The organism is Klebsiella sp. Sb-30 (assembly GCF_057652795.1).
Window position 1 is genome coordinate 775,601 of sequence record NZ_CM172749.1, and the last position, 17,379, is coordinate 792,979.

A 17,379-nucleotide genomic window follows, 5' to 3' on the forward strand; every position below is an offset into this window, starting at 1 on the left:
ATGAAAAAGACAACACGGCTGTTCCGACGTTCACCGCTCAGCGTGCTGATTCTGGGGCTGATGCTATCAGCTACCAGAACATGGGCTGACGATGAGATTCAGTTTAATACCGACGTACTGGATACCCAGGATAAGAGCAACATCGATCTCAGCCATTTCTCGCGTCGGGGCTACGTCATGCCCGGTGAATACACCTTTAGCATTATGGTGAACAAGGACATCCTCCGTGAAGAGCAGATCGTAGTCTACCCCGACGGTGAAAACGGGCAGGACAGCCTGATTTGTCTGACGCCGGAGCAGATTTCTCGCTTTAACCTGAAGACCAGCGTCATCGACGATCTGCGCTGGTTACGTGCCGGGGAGTGTCTGGATAAAACCAGCCTCGAAGGGCTGGAGATGCGCGTCGATCTGGCGAAAGACACGCTCTATCTGTCTATCCCTCAGGCATGGCTGGAGTTCACCGCGCCGAACTGGGATCCGCCTTCACGCTGGGATGACGGTATTGCGGGGATGGTCGCGGATTACAACCTCAATATGCAGACTCAGCATTCCCAGAACGGAGTGGACAGCCAGAGTTTCAGCGGGACGGGCGTTTTGGGGGCCAACCTGGGAGCGTGGCGCGCTCGTGCGGACTGGCAGGCCAACTGGAACAAACGGGGGAGTTACACGGACAAGGATTTTTCCTTTAGCCGTTACTACCTCTATCGCGCGATTCCTTCCCTGAAGGCCAGGCTGACGGTGGGCGAGGATTATCTCAGTTCCGATATTTTCGACACCTTCCGGTTTAGCGGCGTGAGCCTCAACTCCGATCTCAGCATGTTGCCGCCGAGCTTGCGTGGCTACGCGCCGGAAGTGACGGGGATCTCCCGTTCCGGCGGCAAGGTGACAATCAGCCAGCAGGGACGTGTGCTGTATGAAACTCAGGTAGCGGCGGGGCCGTTCCGCATTCAGGAGCTCAATGATGCCGTATCCGGTACCCTGGACGTACGGGTAGAAGAGCTGGACGGTAGCGTACAGGTCTTCCAGGTCACTACCGCCTCTGTACCTTATCTGACGCGTCCCGGCGCGCTGCGCTACAAACTGGCGGCCGGAAAACCCTCCGAGTGGGAGCACCGCATGACCGGGCCGATTTTCAGCTCCGGTGAGCTCTCCTGGGGGGTGGCTAACGGCTGGACGCTGTATGGCGGGATGGTTTTCGGCGGTGACTATAACGCGCTGTCGATAGGAAGCGGACGAGACCTCTATCTGCTTGGCGCGCTGGCGTTTGACATCACCCAGTCGCGCGCCGCGTTGCCTGCAGAAGGCACCTTATCCGGTACGTCATACCGGGTGAGCTACTCGAAAACTTTCGATGAGTACGACAGTCAGGTGACCTTCGCCGGCTATCGCTTCTCCGAACGCGACTTTATGAGCATGTCGGAATATCTCGACGCGCGCTACGGTAACGGCACCTCGCATAGTCCGAAAGAGAAATACACGGTGTCGTTCAATAAACGGTTTCGCGATCTCGGGCTGAGTACCTATATCAACTATAGCCACCAGACCTACTGGAACAGCGCCGATAACGACCGATTGAGCCTGTCCCTGTCCCGCTATCTCGACATCGGGCCGTTTAAGAACATGAGCATGTCGCTCTCCGTTTACCGCAGCGAGTACTACTCCTTTAAGGACGACGGCGCCTATGTGTCGTTGTCGCTGCCAATCGGTAACGGCACCTCGCTTAGCTATGGCGCGACCGTCAACCGCAGTGATAACACTCACCGGGTGAGTTATTACGGGCGCGTGGACGAACACAATAGCTTCCAGGTCAGCAGCGGCATCTCGCGCAGCGGTCCGACTGCATACGGCTATTACACATGGCTGGGTGATAGCGCACAGGTACAGGCTAATGCCAGCTATCACTCCGGTAGCTATAGCGCGCTGGGTATGAACGTCACCGGAGGCCTGACGATGACTCCGGAAGGCGGAGCGGCTCACCGTTCCAACGCCCGCGGCGGTAGTCGCGTGCTGGTGGATACCGCCGGCGTCAGCGGCGTACCGGTGAAGGGGTTTGGTGCCTCGGTGAAAACCAACGCCTTCGGGAAGGCGGTGATTGCCGATGTCAACAGCTACTACCGTAACCCCATTCGTATCGATGTGGACAAGCTGGATGACAACGCTGACATCACGCGTTCCGTCTCCCAGGCCACGCTTACTGAGGGCGCCATCGGCTACCGTCAGTTCGACGTTATTTCCGGGGGGAAAGCGATGGCCTTTATCCGCAAAGCTGACGGCAGCTTCCCTCCGTTTGGTGCCTCCGTCATGAACGAGAAAAATCAGGAAACCGGCGTAGTCAATGACGAAGGAAGCGTCTGGCTGAGCGGGATTCAGCCAAACGGCAAAATGACCGTGAAATGGGATGGTAAAGCGCGCTGCGTGGTGCATCTGCCCGCTGCGTTACCTGAAGTGTTGGAAAACCTGCTTTTAACCTGTGCGCCGGAATCAGCCGGCCTGACTAACAAGAGTTAACCGAGATGATGATACGTTTTTCCGCCCTGGTGGGCATACCACTGATGATCTCCTGTATGGTGCAGCAAGCGAGCGCTGCCGTATCGCTGGACAGAACCAGGGTCATTTTTGACGGCGCGGCAAAGTCGGTCAGCTTGCGTCTCACTAACGAGAACAAGACGCTGCCGTATCTGGCCCAAGGATGGGTGGAAGATCCGCAGGGGAAAAAGATAACGGACCCATTGGTGCTGCTGCCGCCAGTACAACGAATCGAGCCGGGGGAACAAAGCCAGATCAAAGTGCAATCTACCGCCTCGATTCAGCGTTTGCCGCAGGATCGGGAGTCGCTGTTCTATTTCAACCTGCGCGAGATCCCGCCCAAAAGCAGCAAACCCAATACCCTGCAGCTGGCGTTACAGACCCGCATCAAGCTCTTCTATCGTCCGCCGGCTATCGAGGTGAAACGCGCGGATTACGCTACGCCATTTCAGGAACAGCTGACTCTGACACGTGAGGGCGACAAGTATCGGGTTAATAACCCGACACCGTATTATATCTCGCTGGTCAACGCCTCCTCAACGCTCGCCGGCAAAGCGGCTGCCGGGTTCAAGCCCATTATGGTGGAGCCGAAAGGGCAACTGACGCTCGTGCCGACCGCTTCGGCGTTGGGTAGCGTGCCGGTACTGACCTATGTCAACGACTTTGGCGGGCGCGCGAAGCTGGTCTTCAGCTGCGGCGGCAGTCAGTGCAAGGCCGTCCCGCAGGAAAAGAAAAAGTAAACGTCGGGAGAGCAATATGAAGATGGTTTGCTTAAAAAAAGGAGGCTGGCTCGCCCTGATGCTGGCAGCCGGACCGCTTAATGCCGCGGACGACCCGGTGGATGGCAGCGATGGTCTACTGCACGTTCACGGAACGTTAACGGAAAGCGCCTGTCGTCTGGCCATGGAGTCGGCCTGGCAGGAGGTCGACATGGGAAACACGGCGACAGGGATGCTCAAGCGGCCCGGCGACCGGGGCACGCCGGTGCGAGTGGCGATTCGGCTGGAAGATTGTCTGCCAGCACCGTCCTCAGTCCGCGATGCCTGGAGCGGAGATTTGCTCTGGAGCCGTGATATGCCCTCGATCACCGTGAGCTTTGTGGCGCAGGGGGAACGGCTTGCTCCCGAGCTGGTTAGCGTATCCGGGACCCATGGATTAGCGCTCCGGCTGAGCGACCGCCAGCATCGCAACGTGCGTCTGAACAGTGAGGGTCACCCGCTGCTGCTCGACCCGGGCGGCAATACGCTTTTTTACTATATTGCACCGGAACGCACCGCCGCCCCGCTGGTGGCAGGCGCGTGGCAGGCGCTGATCCATTTCAGGCTAAATTATGACTAATCCACGGTATCGACTGCTGACAGTCCTGATAGCGCTGACCCTGGCTCCTGCATCATGGTCTTCTTTAACGGTGAACGTAACCGGCGTGGTGGTGGAAGGGGTTTGTGAAATCAATAACGGCGAAACCATCCACGTGGATTTTGGTAATAACCTGCAGCCACGTCTGATTGACGGCGAGAACTTTATGAAAGCGATTGAATACTCGCTGACGTGTGAGGATCTGACCTCGAACGATCTGGAGATGGAGTTTGAGGGGATAGCAACTTCTTTTAGCGAGGATTACCTGGCCACCGATCGTGAAGGGCTGGGGATCAAGCTGTATATGAATGGTGAATCGATGCCACTCAATACCTGGATGCCTTTTACCTGGCCGGAAGTGCCGGTGTTGCAGGCAGCACCGGTTAAAAGCGAGGCGACTGAAGTGGAAACCGGCGTGTTTAGCGCATCCGCTACCCTGAAAATTCAGTATCAGTAAGGGAAAGCTCTTATGATTCGATTGTTATATGCCCTGATTTTACTGGCGGGAATGGCCTTCAGTCCGACCGTTTCCGCATCCATCTGGAGTTGGATTGATACTCTGAGCGCCTGCTCAGCGACGCAGACCTATTGCTACGACTACAACTTCACCATTGCCGACTGGGATGAAGATGATTCAACGCCCAACCCGTGCTATTCGCTTTCGGCCTGCACTATCTTCATTGGCCACAGACACAACGCGGCGGGTACCTCAGGTAGCGGGATCGTCCGCTCATGGGGAGCGGGGGCCTATCCTTTTATCATTGAGTCTGAAACGGTCGGTGATTTAGCAAAACAGTTCAAAGCGATTTTCTCGCTCCCCTTTTCCAGCACTACCAACCATAAAGCGAACACCGTCGCCACAGAAGAGTGCGTTGGCCTGTTCTACGCCGCCGGGAAAAACCTCGGAAGTAATAATTCAGCGGTGAACCAAACGGTTTTTGAAGGACATCCCATTATGCCCGGTAGCATCTGCGGATCTGCGCCGGCGCCAAGCGGTTCATGCGATTTTGATCAGGATGTGCTCACGCTGGATCACGGCACCTTAACTCGCCAGGAGCTGGAAGGGCATGAAGTCAGTGAAAACGTCAGCATCAGCTGTACGACTTCGCAAACGCTCAAACTGTACATTTACTCTTCTGACCATGTGCCATTACGTGATGATGGAAGCCTGTACTCAGAACTCTATATGAACGACAACATTTTGGGCTCGGCGGGTTTCACGCTGGATGTGGCTGAGCAGGAGAATGTGACGGTGAAATCAATTCTACATACCAACGGCAACATTGACGCCGGGGAGTTTTCTGGCTCAACGGTGATGCTGATCACTGTGGAGTAATCAACGATAAAACGTCGCCATGAAACCGCGTAAAACACGATTGTGTATAAATGACGGGGGACACATTTAGCATAATTTTCTGGCGATGATGAAAGTGGCATCAGGCGTACTATTCATCGTGTATGACTGCGTGCCACGTAATAACTTCCGGGTTAATAATCTCTGTTTTCAGGCTGCTTTAGTAAAAATAATTAAGCTTAAATGACGTTGGGAGAGTTTAATTCTCTCGTAATAATAAAATGATAGTATCGATGATGGAAATGAACTTATGTTATCAAAGGTTTTAATAGCCAGTACGCTGATGCTCTTTTCTGCAAATATTATGGCGGCAATCTGGAGTTGGATTGATTCGGTGGTCGATACTTCCGGTCCAATATATAATAACTATGCGTATACATACCGAATTGACGCCTGGGATGATGATGATGATACGCCAAATCCCTGCTATGGCCTGAACGCGTGCACGTTATTTATTTCGCATCGTCATAATGAAGATGGCACGTCGAGTTACTCGGTTAAGAATTATTATGGTACGGGTGGAACTGGATATTATGCCTTTTTATTAACGGCGAAAACCATTGGGGAGTTAGGCACATTAATGAAACCTACGCTCAACCTGCCAATAACCGGAACTATAAACCACTCATCAGATAAAACTATTCCCGATGAGTGCGTCGGGATTTTTTATGCTGCAGGGAGTAATTTTGGGACCGGAACTTCTTCGTCTGACAACCAGTTTAATGGTCATCCGCTGTTGCCCAGTTCAGTATGTGGCGTGGCACCTACGCCCAGTTCAACCTGCAACTTCGATAATGATGTGATTAATCTGGACCACGGAGTGCTGCCATCCGCTGAAGTGAATGGTCATGCTGTTTCTGAGGCAATCAATATCACCTGCTCAAAAGTCGCTGAGATGAAGCTGTATATGTATCCCGATTCGAAGATACAACTCTCTGATAATGGAGATTTTTATAGTGATTTGTATGTGGATGATGCGCTGATTCCATCGACGGGAGTCAGTTATGACGTTGACTATACCCGCACGCTCAACATCAAGTCTGTTCTTCGAAGTAGCGGAATCCTTCAGCCAGGTACTTTTTCTGGCTCCGCGATTATCGTCATGGAACTGAACTAAAGGGTCCTTTGGTTTTGTCACGATAATCATCACCGAAATGATCATGCTCATTGACCTTGAATGAGCATGATCTCATGTTTGAGACGCGTTTGATGTCCGATTTAGAGTTTTATAGACGTAAATTTTGCAGGGCGATGAGTCATGATGAAATATTTCCTTATTATCAACCTGTTATTAATGTAGATTCGGGCACCGTTTATGGTCTGGAAGTACTGGCGCGCTGGCAGGGAAAGAACGGAGTGGTCTATTCGCCAGCCATTTTTTTCTCTCATCTGGAAAAGTATGGGCTGGAACAAAAACTTTCTGAGTTCCTTATGCAGTGCGTGGCGAACGATATAACAAAGTTGTGTGCGTTGCTACCTCATGGAATACATCTGACGATGAATTTTAGCGTGGCTACTTTACAAACTCCTGGGTTTATTAATACATATTTATCGTTTATATCCAGATTTCCAACGGGAAGATATGTATTTGTTGTGGAATTAACTGAAGCTCAGGCCTTAAATAAGGCAGCGATATCAACTCTACAAAGACTGAAGCTTGCTAACGTCAAAATTTTCCTTGATGATTTTGGAATTCGGCATTCTAATCTTAATTATCTACTGCTGCTTGATATCGACGGGCTAAAGTTAGATAAATGCTTTGCTGAAAACTATCTTTCAGTGAAAGGCAACAAGGTGATCGAGGGCATACTTACGCTTGCGCGTTCATTGAACGTCGAGGTGGTAGTTGAAGGTGTAGAGGTAAAAAGCCAAAGTGAATACTTCTATGCCCGGGGTGTTTTTCATCAGCAAGGTTTTTTACACGCTAAACCAATGAGTTGTGAGAATCTTAAAGTATATATGGAGTCTTCTTTTATTAAAAAGACACAGTGAAATTGTGTCTTTATTTGGCCGTCAGGTACAGGTACTATAAATTAATATAGTAGATAGCCAAAGGTTTTCGGGTAATAGTCTTAAAGTCAATTGGAATGCTTGGTGATGAGGTAGATGAAATATATAATTAATGGCACGGTACAGTTTCTTGTTGCTGAACGAAAATTAACCGGTAATGGTGGTGTGGAAGTCATTCTTTCTAATCCAGCATGTCGGTTATTAATCGTATTTCTTGAACATAATCATCAACAGGTCAGTCGAGAAATTTTGCTGGAAAAAGTTTGGGAAGATTTTGGGTTGGTTTCATCAGAAAGCAGCCTAAATAATAGCATCAGTAGCCTGCGGCGCGGACTCCGTGATGTCGGGATAGATAATACGATTGAGACAGTGCCGAAAAAAGGGTTTGAGTTTCATGTCGATGATCTGTTGTTAGAGAATATCACCGCTGATTTTCTCATCAATAATATGGAGAGCGAAGCGGTTGTTGGCAGTGGTGTAAAGACTAAACCAAAGAGCTTACTGAAAAATCACGGGCAGATCATTTTTTCAGCGCTCTTTGTTTTATTTATACTTTTCTCTGTTTTATTATTTTATAAAGAAAAAAACCAGGAGTACAAACTTTTCGGTCATGTTGGAAAATGTAATATTTATTTCTTTAATGGCATTAAAAGTAATGTGAAGAAGTATTTCTTCAGCGCCAGAGGGAAAGAATTATTGTCCCAGTGTAACCAGCCTGCCGTTGTGTATTATGATGAAACCAGCAGGGGCAAGAAGGGTGGAATACCTGAAAGTATTGCTTCTATATGCAGCATTGGAGTAGATGGAAAAATAAATGCGTGTAAAAACTATGTCGATATTATTCATAATTAGTAGCATTGTGATACTGACGATCGTTTTCGTCATTATACGTAATGAATCGGCGGTGGAAGAGTTAAATTGTTCCGGAAATGTTGATATTTTAATGAGCTCATCAGGCGTTCAGACTTTAGATGGTGATATCCAAATTACTGCCCATCTTGTTCCCTCCGTTGGACGCAGGAGCTACGTTGCTGAATATGGTAAGGTTGTCTATGGCGGCAAGAGCTACGTTATTGACCGTAATGTCAGACTCTTATTTAAGGAAACTAAGAGCAATGGTTTCTCCGAAGTGCACAGGGAGGGCGTGGATAAAAATCAATCTGATACGCTTCCTGATCACATTGCGCAGGCGCTATTATCTTCACAATCGATTTTCTTTTATCGGTTGGACAAAATACAAAATGGTATCTGGCGACTGAGTGATTTGAGACGAACCATTTTTATTTGCAAAGTCATATCATGATCTTATCCGGGAACGGATGACGGATTGAACATGGACTGGGTCGGGTACGAACGTGCCCGGACTCGGACTCACGCCGCAGGCGTTGAACAGCGCGCTTGTCGCGCTGGCCCCGAAGGGGTGAGCGGCGTGCCGCGAATAATCGAACGAAGTTCGATGGAGAGTCCGTATTGCAGAAAGCAAAAAACCAGCCCTCAGGCTGGTTTCTTTAAATAAGTGGTGCCCGGACTCGGACTAACGCCGCAGGCGTTGAACAGCGCGCTTGTCGCGCTGGCCCCGAAGGGGTGAGCGGCGTGCCGCGAATAATCGAACGAAGTTCGATGGAGAGTCCGTATTGCAGAAAGCAAAAAACCAGCCCTCAGGCTGGTTTCTTTAAATAAGTGGTGCCCGGACTCGGAATCGAACCAAGGACACGGGGATTTTCAATCCCCTGCTCTACCGACTGAGCTATCCGGGCAACGGGGCGCATTAAAACCGATTCGCCTCGCTTCGTCAACGAAATTTATTTAAATCGATGCAGACTGCACAATCTATCACCAGTTTGAATTAAAAGCACCCGTTTTCAGGTGAAAAAAAACGTCCAGGCCGCTGAAATCGGCATCGCCAGAAGCAGGGCTGGTAGCATGTTAACCACCGCAAACATCTTAATTCCGCAGATGCGCAGCCCGGTCGCCAGCAGCAGCATGCCGCCGACGGCGCTGAAGTCGGCCATCATCATCGGCGTGGTGAGCGGCATGATCAGCGATGCGCAGGCCGCCAGCGTGAGCTGGATCAGCAGCATCGGTACGCAGATAGCTGAAACGGCAAATCCCAGCGTGCAGGCGAAAATCGTGGCGGTGAAAAAGTCGAGAAAGGCTTTGGCGATCAGTATGCTGGCATCGCCGGTCATCCCTTCACGCATGGCGCCGAAAATCCCGGTGCCGCTGGCGCAGAACAGAACAATAATGGCGACATAGCTCTGAATAAACGACGTATTCAACTGCGCCTTTTTTTTGCCCGCTGGCGTGAGCCACTGCTGAAGCTTACTGACCAGAGTATTGGTGCCTTTTTCCATATTGCAGGCTTCGCCAAGCAGCGTGCCGACCAGCGTGGAGAGTACCATCACCGGCAGGTTGGCGCATTTCACGACCAGCAGGATACCAATCCCCAATGAGGCCAGACCAAAAATAGAGGTCATCGATGTCCGAATCCGCTCCGGCAATCGTTGGCTTAACAGCGCGCCCAGTACGCCGCCTAAAAGGACCGCGCCGGCATTAATAAAAGGTCCTGTCACCATTAGCAGTGCTCCTGTTCATTATCCCTGACAACGGCATCATTATGACCCGAAAGCAGGGTAAAGGCCTGCAAATCCGTCGCCTGTTTGCATACCGATTTCATCTTGCGCAGCTATGTCAAAGGTGACATTATTGCGCGAATTTTCTTCTCTTCAACGATGAGGCCGCCGATGATCACCCCATCCGTACATCAGCATTGCCGCTGCGCGCAGATGCGTAAGCCGTCTCATCTTGCTACTCTGCATTCTGATTCCCTGCCCCCCATGCGGTGAAGGCAGCGCATGCTCACTGCAGGACAACAGTAAGATCGGACCCGGTCTGCTTTTACTGATGTCTGGCGGTCGGAGCTGGAATCCAGTCGGACCCTGACATTTCGTTGGGCAAGGCATCAGCGCCTTGCCTGAAGCCTTTTACTCTCCGGAAACGGGTATTCGCGCTAATGAAATCAATGCACATTGCCGCCAGCCACGCGCTGGTCTCTCATCTCTCTACCCACCGTCGCGTGGTGGCGCTGGACAGTACTGATTTTACCGATGTGGCGGCAGTCGTCATTACCGCAGCGGACAGCCGCAGCGGCATCCTCTCTCTGCTTAAACGCAGCGGCTTTAACCTGCCGGTCTATCTGCTGACCGATAGCGACATGGCAAAGCCAGACGGCGTGACGGCGATCATCGGCGGGAAGGAGCAGGAGTGGCTCGAACTGGAAGCCGCTGCCTGCAGCTATGAAGAGAACCTGCTCCCGCCGTTCTTCAATACCCTGACGCAGTACGTCGAGATGGACAACAGCACCTTTGCCTGTCCGGGGCATCAGCACGGTGCTTTCTTTAAAAAACACCCGGCGGGCCGCCAGTTTTTTGACTTCTTTGGCGAGAACGTTTTCCGCGCCGATATGTGCAATGCCGATGTGAAGCTTGGGGACCTGCTGATCCACGAAGGCTCGGCGAAACATGCGCAGAAGTTCGCGGCGAAGGTTTTCAATGCCGACAAAACCTATTTTGTCCTCAACGGCACCTCGGCGGCGAATAAAGTGGTCAGCAACGCGCTGCTGACGCGCGGCGACCTGGTGTTGTTCGACCGCAACAACCATAAATCTAACCACCACGGCGCGCTGATTCAGGCGGGGGCCACGCCGGTCTATCTCGAAGCATCGCGAAATCCGTTTGGCTTTATCGGCGGTATCGATGACCACTGCTTTGATGAACACTACCTGCGTAATCTGATTCGGGAAGTGGCGCCGGAAAAAGCCGATGCGCCACGGCCGTTCCGCCTGGCGGTCATTCAGCTGGGCACCTACGACGGGACGGTCTACAACGCCCGTCAGGTGGTGGATAAAATTGGCGGCCTGTGCGACTACATTCTGTTTGATTCCGCGTGGGTCGGCTATGAACAGTTTATTCCGATGATGGCCGACTGCTCGCCGCTGCTGCTGGATCTGAATGAAAACGATCCGGGCATTTTTGTTACCCAGTCGGTGCATAAGCAGCAGGCGGGGTTCTCGCAAACGTCGCAGATCCACAAAAAAGATAACCACCTGCGCGGGCAGGCGCGATTCTGCCCGCATAAGCGGCTGAATAATGCCTTTATGCTACACGCTTCCACCAGCCCGTTTTACCCGCTGTTTGCGGCGCTGGACGTGAACGCCAAAATCCACGAAGGAGAGAGCGGCCGCCGGCTGTGGGCGGAGTGCGTGGTGCAGGGGATTGAAGCGCGCAAGGCGATTATCGCCAGTTGCAAAATGATTCAGCCGTTTATTCCGCCGGTTGTGGCGGGTCGCCCGTGGCAGGATTATCCTACCGAGACGATTGCCCGCGAGCGGCGTTTCTTCAGCTTTGAACCGGGCGCCCGCTGGCACGGTTTTGACGGTTATGCCAGCGAGCAGTACTTTGTCGATCCGTGTAAATTGCTGCTGACTACCCCGGGCATTGATGCCGAAAGCGGCGAATATACCGGGTTTGGTATCCCGGCGACCATTCTGGCGCACTACCTGCGTGAGAACGGCATTGTGCCGGAGAAATGCGACCTGAATTCGATCCTGTTCCTGCTCACCCCGGCCGAGAGTGCGGAAAAAATGGCCCGCCTGGTGGCGATGCTGGCGCAGTTTGAACAGCATATCGAAGCCGACACGCCGCTGGCCGACGTACTGCCGACTATCTATAACAAATATCCGGTTCGCTATCGCGATTACACCCTCCGCGAGCTGTGCCAGGAGATGCATGACCTGTATGTCAGCTTTGACGTGAAGGATCTGCAAAAAGAGATGTTTCGTAAGCACAGCTTCCCGCGCGTGGTGATGAACCCCCAGGATGCCAACCGCGAGTTTATTCGCGGCAACGTTGAGCTGGTGCGGTTAAGCGAGGCCGAAGGCCGGGTCGCCGCTGAAGGGGCGCTGCCGTATCCGCCGGGCGTGCTGTGCGTGGTCCCGGGAGAAGTCTGGGGCGGGGCGGTGCTGCGCTATTTCCTGGCGCTGGAAGAGGGCGTCAACATGCTGCCCGGTTTTTCACCCGAGCTGCAGGGAGTATATAGCGAGACGGATTCTGACGGCATCAAGCGGCTGTACGGCTATGTCCTGAACCAGGCGGCTATGCGCCTTTCTTAATACCGGACCCTCTCCCGCAGTGTGTCGGGAGAGGGAATGCGGTGGCTCAGCCCGCGCTATGTCTGTACATTCTGCGCGGATGGCCAATTTTACCGTATTGCATCTCCACGCTGAGAAAACCGCTCTCCACGCAGTGTTCCAGATAGCGGCGGGCGGTGGTTTTACTCAGTCCCGTCGCGCTCGCGACTTCGTCCACCGAAAAGCAGTGCAGCGTATGGTGGCTAAAGAGATTTTGTACCCGCGCCAGCGTATTCCCCTCTATGCCTTTGCTGCCGTTATCCTGACGGTAGTTTTTCGCCTGCAGTTGATACAGGGAGTCCACGTTTTGCTGATCGACAATCTTCCACACCCGCTGTTGTTCAGCGAACTGCATAAAGCGCTCAAGTGACTGGTTAAGACGCTTCCACGATACCGGCTTGAGAATGTAGTCGAACGCGCCGTTGCGGATCGCCAGGCTACAGGTATCCATATCGCTGGCGGCGGTGATAAAGATGACCGAACAGTGGGTACCTGCCAGCATCGCATTGCCGATAAGCGTAATCCCTTTCCCGTCCGGCAGGTAATTATCCAGCAGCACCAGCTGCGGTCGCTTACTCTCAATTTGCGTCTGCGCGTCAGCCAGAGATGACGCAATGCCCACCAGCCGCAGGCCCGGATGTTTGCCAATCAGCTCCGCATGCAGCAGCGCCAACGCGTGCTCGTCTTCCACGATCAGTACATCGATAAGTTCATGTTGCATAGTCGGTCTCTTCCAGTTCCAGTTCCTGTTCCGGGCGCCAGGCGCTTCCCGTGGCGGGAATAAACAGTGAAAAAATCGCGCCGCGGGGTATATTGTCGGCGACCTCGATCGTCCCGCCAGCCTGGCTGACATAGCTGTCGATCAGGTACAGTCCGATGCCGTGGTCGCCGCAGGTTTTGGTGGTGATGCCGCGCTCAAATATCCGCTCGCGCAAGGCCGGCGTAATGCCAACCCCCCGATCGGCCACTTCGACGATCAGCTCTTGCGCATTCAGCTTGATCAGCACCTCTACCGGCTCGTGCGGCAGCGGCGCGCGCTGCGTCGCTTCAATGGCGTTATCCAGCAGGTTGCCGATAATCGAAATCAGCTCTGCTTCGGCAAGCGGTGCGAAGGGGCTCGCCATCCGGCAGGCCGGATCGAAGCTCAGTTGCACCCCTTTTTCGCGGGCGCGGGAGGCCTTGCCTAACAGCAGACCGCACAGCGTTGGCGAATGAAAGCGCGACGAGATAAAGTCCAGCAGCTCCTGGGCGTGTTCTGACTGGGCCTGAATATAGTGAATGGCTTCCTCATAGCGCCCCATATGCAGCAGGCCGGAGAGCGTGGTCATGCGGTTGAGCTGCTCATGGCGCATGATGCGCAGATTGTCGACGTAGCGTTTCACCTGGCTGAGCTGAGCGCTGAGGGTGTCTATCTCATTGCGATCGCGGAAAGTTATCACCCAGCCCTGCAGCGAGTCCTCCAGCATGATCCGTACGCGGCTGGCGATCACCGTCAGATCGTTGAACCGACAGATCTCATCATGCGTGTCCCGTTGCAGCATCGTTTGCGGTGAGAAGAAGGGGACGGGGGCGATCACCTGGCCGATCGGCTGTCCGCGCAGCTGTCGGGCGGGCTGATTCAGGCCCAGCAGCTTCCGCGCCGCCTGGTTGATCACCTCGATCCGCAGATGGTCATCGATAGCGATCACCCCTTCGTAGATCGACTCCATCATCGCCTTTTGCTGGCGCACCAGCAGACCGATTTCACGCGGCTCCAGCGAGAAAATCTGCTTCTTAATGCTGCGGGTAAAAAACCATGAAAACACGAACAGGGCCACGAGCAGCAAAACGGCAGCGAGCAGAATATTGACGGCTTTACTGACGGTAATGGTGTCGAGATAGCTGGTGAGATAGCCCACGGAGACAATACCCACCACCTGGCCGTCCTCGCTGAATATCGGGGCTTTGCTGCGCAGCGAAATTCCCAGACCTCCCTGGCGAATGGTGGTGGTGGTTTTGCCCTTCAGCACCTCCTCGTTATCACCACCCACGAGCAGAGTGCCGACCCGGTCGGCGAACGCCGAATGAAACAAATGACGACCTTGATTATCGCCGACGACAATAAAACTGGCGTCACTGCGTGCCGCTATTTTATGCATGAAATGAGTGATTGCGCTAATATCCTTTCTGGCGACATTTTCCCGTAATACAGGGATGATGGCGATCTCTTCTGCTTGTATTTTTGCCCGCGTACTCATTTCCATATACAGCTGTTTTTCGACATCAATATAATAATAGCCTCCCAACAGCACGAAGAGTACTGAGAAAAAGGCCGTCAGTGAAATGAACAGCTTTATTTGAAATGACACTTTCATCGCTATCACGCTGGGTATCAATGGAAGTGGCTAATATATCATCTTTTTTCCGGCTGGCATCTGCTTTGCCGGAAACTTGTGATCCTTTGCACAAGCGCTCTGCATAAGGAAAATATTGCTGCCGCAGCAGATCTTAATTTTACGTTAATAAATGTTATTTGTTTGTTCGTTTTAGAAAATAAACCATAAAAACCACGCCAATAAATAAACTATGAATCACATTAAATAAAAGAAACCATTAAAACCATAGCATCCATTAAAGTTTCGGTTTTAATATGCTGATCCTCACATTAAGTCTGCTTTTGGCACATTAAGCTGCCTGCACAAAATAACCAAGGGGCTTAATAATGAGCACAACTGACGATTCTTTCTCTGTTACCCAGGACCCAATTGATATTCACAAACCTTCGCTCAAAGAGCGCTGGTGGCATATTATGGATAGCTGGAAAGTAGGGATTATTCCTTTACCGCTGTTTGTTCTTGCCGGACTGCTGATTGCCGTCGATTGTCTGGGGGGGAAGTTACCGAGTGATATCGTGGTGATGGTTGCCACGCTGGCGTTTTTTGGTTTTGCCTGCGGCGAATTCGGCAAACGTCTGCCGATCGTCGGCAAACTTGGTGCGGCGGCGATTTGCGCGACGTTCATCCCTTCGGCGCTAGTCTACTACGGCCTGCTGCCGGATGTGGTGGTGGAGTCCACCACCAAATTCTACAAATCCACCAATATTCTCTATCTCTACATCTGCTGCATTATTGTCGGCAGTATCATGAGTATGAACCGCACCGTGCTGATCCAGGGCTTCCTGCGCATCTTCTTCCCGATGCTGTGCGGTGAAATTGTCGGCATGATCGTCGGTATGAGCGTGGGCCTGGCGCTCGGTCTTGAACCGTTCCAGATCTTCTTCTTTATCATACTGCCGATCATGGCGGGCGGCGTGGGCGAAGGCGCGATCCCGCTGTCGATCGGCTATGCGACGTTGCTGCATATGGATCAGGGCGTGGCGCTGGGACGCGTCCTGCCGATGGTGATGCTGGGCGGCCTCACCGCCATTATCATCTCCGGCTGTCTGAACCAACTCGGCAAACGCTATCCGCACCTGACCGGTGAAGGCCAGCTGATGCCAAACCGCGCGAATACCGATGAAACGGCCTCCCAGCCGGCCTTCTCCGGAAAAGTCGACGTTACTACCATCGCTTCCGGCGCGCTGCTGGCGGTACTGCTGTATATGCTGGGGATGCTGGGCCACAAGCTGATTGGTCTGCCTGCACCGGTCGGCATGCTGTTCATGGCGGTGCTGGTGAAACTGTTTAACGGCGTCTCCCCGCGCATCCTTGAAGGTTCTCAGGTGGTCTACAAATTCTTCCAGACTTCTGTGACCTATCCCATCCTGTTTGCCGTTGGCGTCGCGATCACCCCGTGGCACGAACTGGTCGCTGCTTTCACCGTCAGCAACCTGCTGGTGATTATCAGCACCGTCTCTGCGCTGGTGGCGACCGGTTTCTTCGTCGGCAAAAAGATTGGCATGCATCCGATTGATGTCGCCATCGTCTCCTGCTGCCAGAGCGGACAGGGCGGCACCGGCGATGTGGCGATTCTGACCGCCGGCAATCGTATGAGCCTGATGCCATTCGCCCAGATTGCCACTCGTATCGGCGGCGCAATTAATGTCTCGGTCTCGCTGCTGATTCTCGGCAACTTCCTTGTTTAAGTTTTCAGGAAACAACAATGAAACTCGCAAGCTTTATCTATCAGGACATTCGCAGCTTCGGCATCGTCAAAGCAGAAGGGATGATTGATTTAGGTCGTCGTCTTGGCGATCGCTACGGCGACCTCAAGGCGCTGCTGCAGGGTAACGGCCTGGCTGAAGCCAGCCGCTATCTCGACGACGCGGTGGATGTGCCCATGGCGGGCGTGACCTTTTTGCCGGTGATTGAACAGCCGGAAAAGATCCTCTGCGTGGGTATGAACTATGCCGAAAAGCGCAAAGAGTTCGATCAGCACAATCCGGCGCCGACGCTGTTTGTCCGCTTTGCCGATTCTCAGACGGCGCACAACGCGCCGGTGTTGAAACCGCGCCATTCCCGCGAATTTGACTACGAAGGCGAACTGGCGGTGATTATCGGCAAAGGCGGCGAAAACATCCGTCGCGAGGAGGCGCTGCGCCACGTTGCTGGCTACAGCTGCTACATGGATGGATCCGCACGCGACTGGCAGCACAGCTGGTTTACCGCGGGGAAAAACTGGCGGCAGACCGGCGCATTCGGCCCGTGGATGGCGACCGCGGATGAGATCCCGGATCCGCATCAGCTGACGATCCGCACCTGGCTGAACGGCCGGATGGTTCAGGATGACAACACCAGCAGCATGATCCACAAGGTGGCGGAGCTGATCGAGTACATCAGCACCTTCACCCGCTTAAGCCCGGGCGATGTGATCATCACCGGATCGCCGGGTGGAGTGGGGAAAAAGCGGAACCCGCCGCTGTTTATGCAGGAGGGCGATCGCATTGAGGTTGAGATTGAGCATATTGGCCATCTCAGCAATGTGATCATGGAAGCGCCAGCCAGCACGCTGACGACGGCACATTGAG

General features: G+C 53.0%; 15 protein-coding genes and 1 tRNA gene. 12 read left to right on the forward strand and 4 right to left on the reverse strand.

From position 1 onward, the window contains the following. From AC236I_RS03720 to AC236I_RS03760, 9 genes are all read left to right on the forward strand, one after another. Positions 1-2,508 (forward strand): outer membrane usher protein, encoded by a 2,508-nt coding sequence (locus tag AC236I_RS03720; RefSeq protein WP_069476426.1) that lies wholly within the window; start codon positions 1-3, stop codon positions 2,506-2,508. A 5-nt stretch (positions 2,509-2,513) separates the two neighbouring features. Next, positions 2,514-3,266 (forward strand): fimbria/pilus periplasmic chaperone, encoded by a 753-nt coding sequence (locus AC236I_RS03725; protein ID WP_015585729.1) that lies wholly within the window; start codon positions 2,514-2,516, stop codon positions 3,264-3,266. 16 nt (positions 3,267-3,282) lie between these two features. Beyond that, the gene (locus AC236I_RS03730) at positions 3,283-3,864 is read left to right on the forward strand and encodes a fimbrial protein (protein WP_015585730.1); all 582 of its coding nucleotides are present in this window, start codon (positions 3,283-3,285) and stop codon (positions 3,862-3,864) included. Next, positions 3,857-4,339 (forward strand): fimbrial protein, encoded by a 483-nt coding sequence (locus tag AC236I_RS03735; protein ID WP_015585731.1) that lies wholly within the window; start codon positions 3,857-3,859, stop codon positions 4,337-4,339. Before AC236I_RS03730 ends, AC236I_RS03735 begins: the two co-directional genes overlap by 8 nt. 12 nt (positions 4,340-4,351) lie before the next feature. Further along, the gene (locus AC236I_RS03740) at positions 4,352-5,218 is read left to right on the forward strand and encodes an MrpH family fimbial adhesin (protein ID WP_487608693.1); all 867 of its coding nucleotides are present in this window, start codon (positions 4,352-4,354) and stop codon (positions 5,216-5,218) included. A gap of 268 nt (positions 5,219-5,486) precedes the next feature. Further along, positions 5,487-6,353, forward strand: a complete 867-nt coding sequence (locus tag AC236I_RS03745) for an MrpH family fimbial adhesin (protein ID WP_069476427.1) — start codon at positions 5,487-5,489, stop codon at positions 6,351-6,353. Between the two features lie 74 nt (positions 6,354-6,427). Next, positions 6,428-7,228, forward strand: coding sequence for an EAL domain-containing protein (locus tag AC236I_RS03750; RefSeq protein ID WP_069476428.1), 801 nt, complete (start codon positions 6,428-6,430; stop codon positions 7,226-7,228). 114 nt (positions 7,229-7,342) lie between these two features. Then, the gene (locus AC236I_RS03755) at positions 7,343-8,098 is read left to right on the forward strand and encodes a winged helix-turn-helix domain-containing protein (RefSeq protein ID WP_487608694.1); all 756 of its coding nucleotides are present in this window, start codon (positions 7,343-7,345) and stop codon (positions 8,096-8,098) included. Between the two features lie 52 nt (positions 8,099-8,150). Next, positions 8,151-8,549 carry a FidL-like protein gene (locus AC236I_RS03760; RefSeq protein ID WP_227499891.1) on the forward strand — a complete coding sequence of 133 codons (399 nt, stop codon included), beginning with the start codon at positions 8,151-8,153 and terminating at the stop codon, positions 8,547-8,549. Positions 8,550-8,927: 378 nt separating this feature from the next. Here the strand turns inward: AC236I_RS03760 and AC236I_RS03765 are convergent. Then, positions 8,928-9,003: transfer RNA gene (locus AC236I_RS03765), tRNA-Phe, on the reverse strand. Positions 9,004-9,108: 105 nt separating this feature from the next. Then, positions 9,109-9,822, reverse strand: a complete 714-nt coding sequence (locus AC236I_RS03770) for a DUF554 domain-containing protein (protein ID WP_004867576.1) — start codon at positions 9,820-9,822, stop codon at positions 9,109-9,111. Between the two features lie 437 nt (positions 9,823-10,259). On the opposite strand from AC236I_RS03770, the gene AC236I_RS03775 reads away from it, so the two are divergent. After that, the gene (locus tag AC236I_RS03775; RefSeq protein ID WP_004867574.1) at positions 10,260-12,416 is read left to right on the forward strand and encodes an ornithine decarboxylase; all 2,157 of its coding nucleotides are present in this window, start codon (positions 10,260-10,262) and stop codon (positions 12,414-12,416) included. Positions 12,417-12,462: 46 nt separating this feature from the next. Here AC236I_RS03775 and AC236I_RS03780 read toward each other — a convergent pair whose 3' ends face one another. Together AC236I_RS03780 and AC236I_RS03785 are read right to left on the reverse strand one after the other, a co-directional pair. Next, the gene (locus tag AC236I_RS03780) at positions 12,463-13,155 is read right to left on the reverse strand and encodes a response regulator (protein WP_015585738.1); all 693 of its coding nucleotides are present in this window, start codon (positions 13,153-13,155) and stop codon (positions 12,463-12,465) included. Then, the gene (locus AC236I_RS03785) at positions 13,145-14,788 is read right to left on the reverse strand and encodes an ATP-binding protein (RefSeq protein ID WP_015585739.1); all 1,644 of its coding nucleotides are present in this window, start codon (positions 14,786-14,788) and stop codon (positions 13,145-13,147) included. The genes AC236I_RS03780 and AC236I_RS03785 overlap by 11 nt, the downstream gene beginning before the upstream one ends. Before the next feature lie 347 nt (positions 14,789-15,135). Here AC236I_RS03785 and AC236I_RS03790 point away from each other — a divergent pair, with 347 nt between their 5' ends. Continuing rightward, complete coding sequence (locus AC236I_RS03790; protein ID WP_004867568.1) at positions 15,136-16,497, forward strand: 2-hydroxycarboxylate transporter family protein; 1,362 nt, start codon at positions 15,136-15,138, stop codon at positions 16,495-16,497. A 17-nt stretch (positions 16,498-16,514) separates the two neighbouring features. After that, the gene (locus AC236I_RS03795; RefSeq protein WP_004867566.1) at positions 16,515-17,378 is read left to right on the forward strand and encodes a fumarylacetoacetate hydrolase family protein; all 864 of its coding nucleotides are present in this window, start codon (positions 16,515-16,517) and stop codon (positions 17,376-17,378) included. Position 17,379 lies beyond the last annotated feature (1 nt).

What these genes read in the sequence shown, in the direction of transcription:
- AC236I_RS03780 (WP_015585738.1), bottom strand. Translation starts at nt 13,155, where the DNA reads ATGCAACATGAACTTATCGATGTACTGATCGTGGAAGACGAGCACGCG.
- AC236I_RS03725 (WP_015585729.1), top strand. Translation starts at nt 2,514, where the DNA reads ATGATGATACGTTTTTCCGCCCTGGTGGGCATACCACTGATGATCTCC.
- AC236I_RS03740 (WP_487608693.1), top strand. Translation starts at nt 4,352, where the DNA reads ATGATTCGATTGTTATATGCCCTGATTTTACTGGCGGGAATGGCCTTC.
- AC236I_RS03730 (WP_015585730.1), top strand. Translation starts at nt 3,283, where the DNA reads ATGAAGATGGTTTGCTTAAAAAAAGGAGGCTGGCTCGCCCTGATGCTG.
- AC236I_RS03755 (WP_487608694.1), top strand. Translation starts at nt 7,343, where the DNA reads ATGAAATATATAATTAATGGCACGGTACAGTTTCTTGTTGCTGAACGA.
- AC236I_RS03770 (WP_004867576.1), bottom strand. Translation starts at nt 9,822, where the DNA reads ATGGTGACAGGACCTTTTATTAATGCCGGCGCGGTCCTTTTAGGCGGC.
- AC236I_RS03735 (WP_015585731.1), top strand. Translation starts at nt 3,857, where the DNA reads ATGACTAATCCACGGTATCGACTGCTGACAGTCCTGATAGCGCTGACC.
- AC236I_RS03795 (WP_004867566.1), top strand. Translation starts at nt 16,515, where the DNA reads ATGAAACTCGCAAGCTTTATCTATCAGGACATTCGCAGCTTCGGCATC.
- AC236I_RS03720 (WP_069476426.1), top strand. Translation starts at nt 1, where the DNA reads ATGAAAAAGACAACACGGCTGTTCCGACGTTCACCGCTCAGCGTGCTG.
- AC236I_RS03785 (WP_015585739.1), bottom strand. Translation starts at nt 14,788, where the DNA reads ATGAAAGTGTCATTTCAAATAAAGCTGTTCATTTCACTGACGGCCTTT.
- AC236I_RS03790 (WP_004867568.1), top strand. Translation starts at nt 15,136, where the DNA reads ATGAGCACAACTGACGATTCTTTCTCTGTTACCCAGGACCCAATTGAT.
- AC236I_RS03745 (WP_069476427.1), top strand. Translation starts at nt 5,487, where the DNA reads ATGTTATCAAAGGTTTTAATAGCCAGTACGCTGATGCTCTTTTCTGCA.
- AC236I_RS03775 (WP_004867574.1), top strand. Translation starts at nt 10,260, where the DNA reads ATGAAATCAATGCACATTGCCGCCAGCCACGCGCTGGTCTCTCATCTC.
- AC236I_RS03750 (WP_069476428.1), top strand. Translation starts at nt 6,428, where the DNA reads ATGTTTGAGACGCGTTTGATGTCCGATTTAGAGTTTTATAGACGTAAA.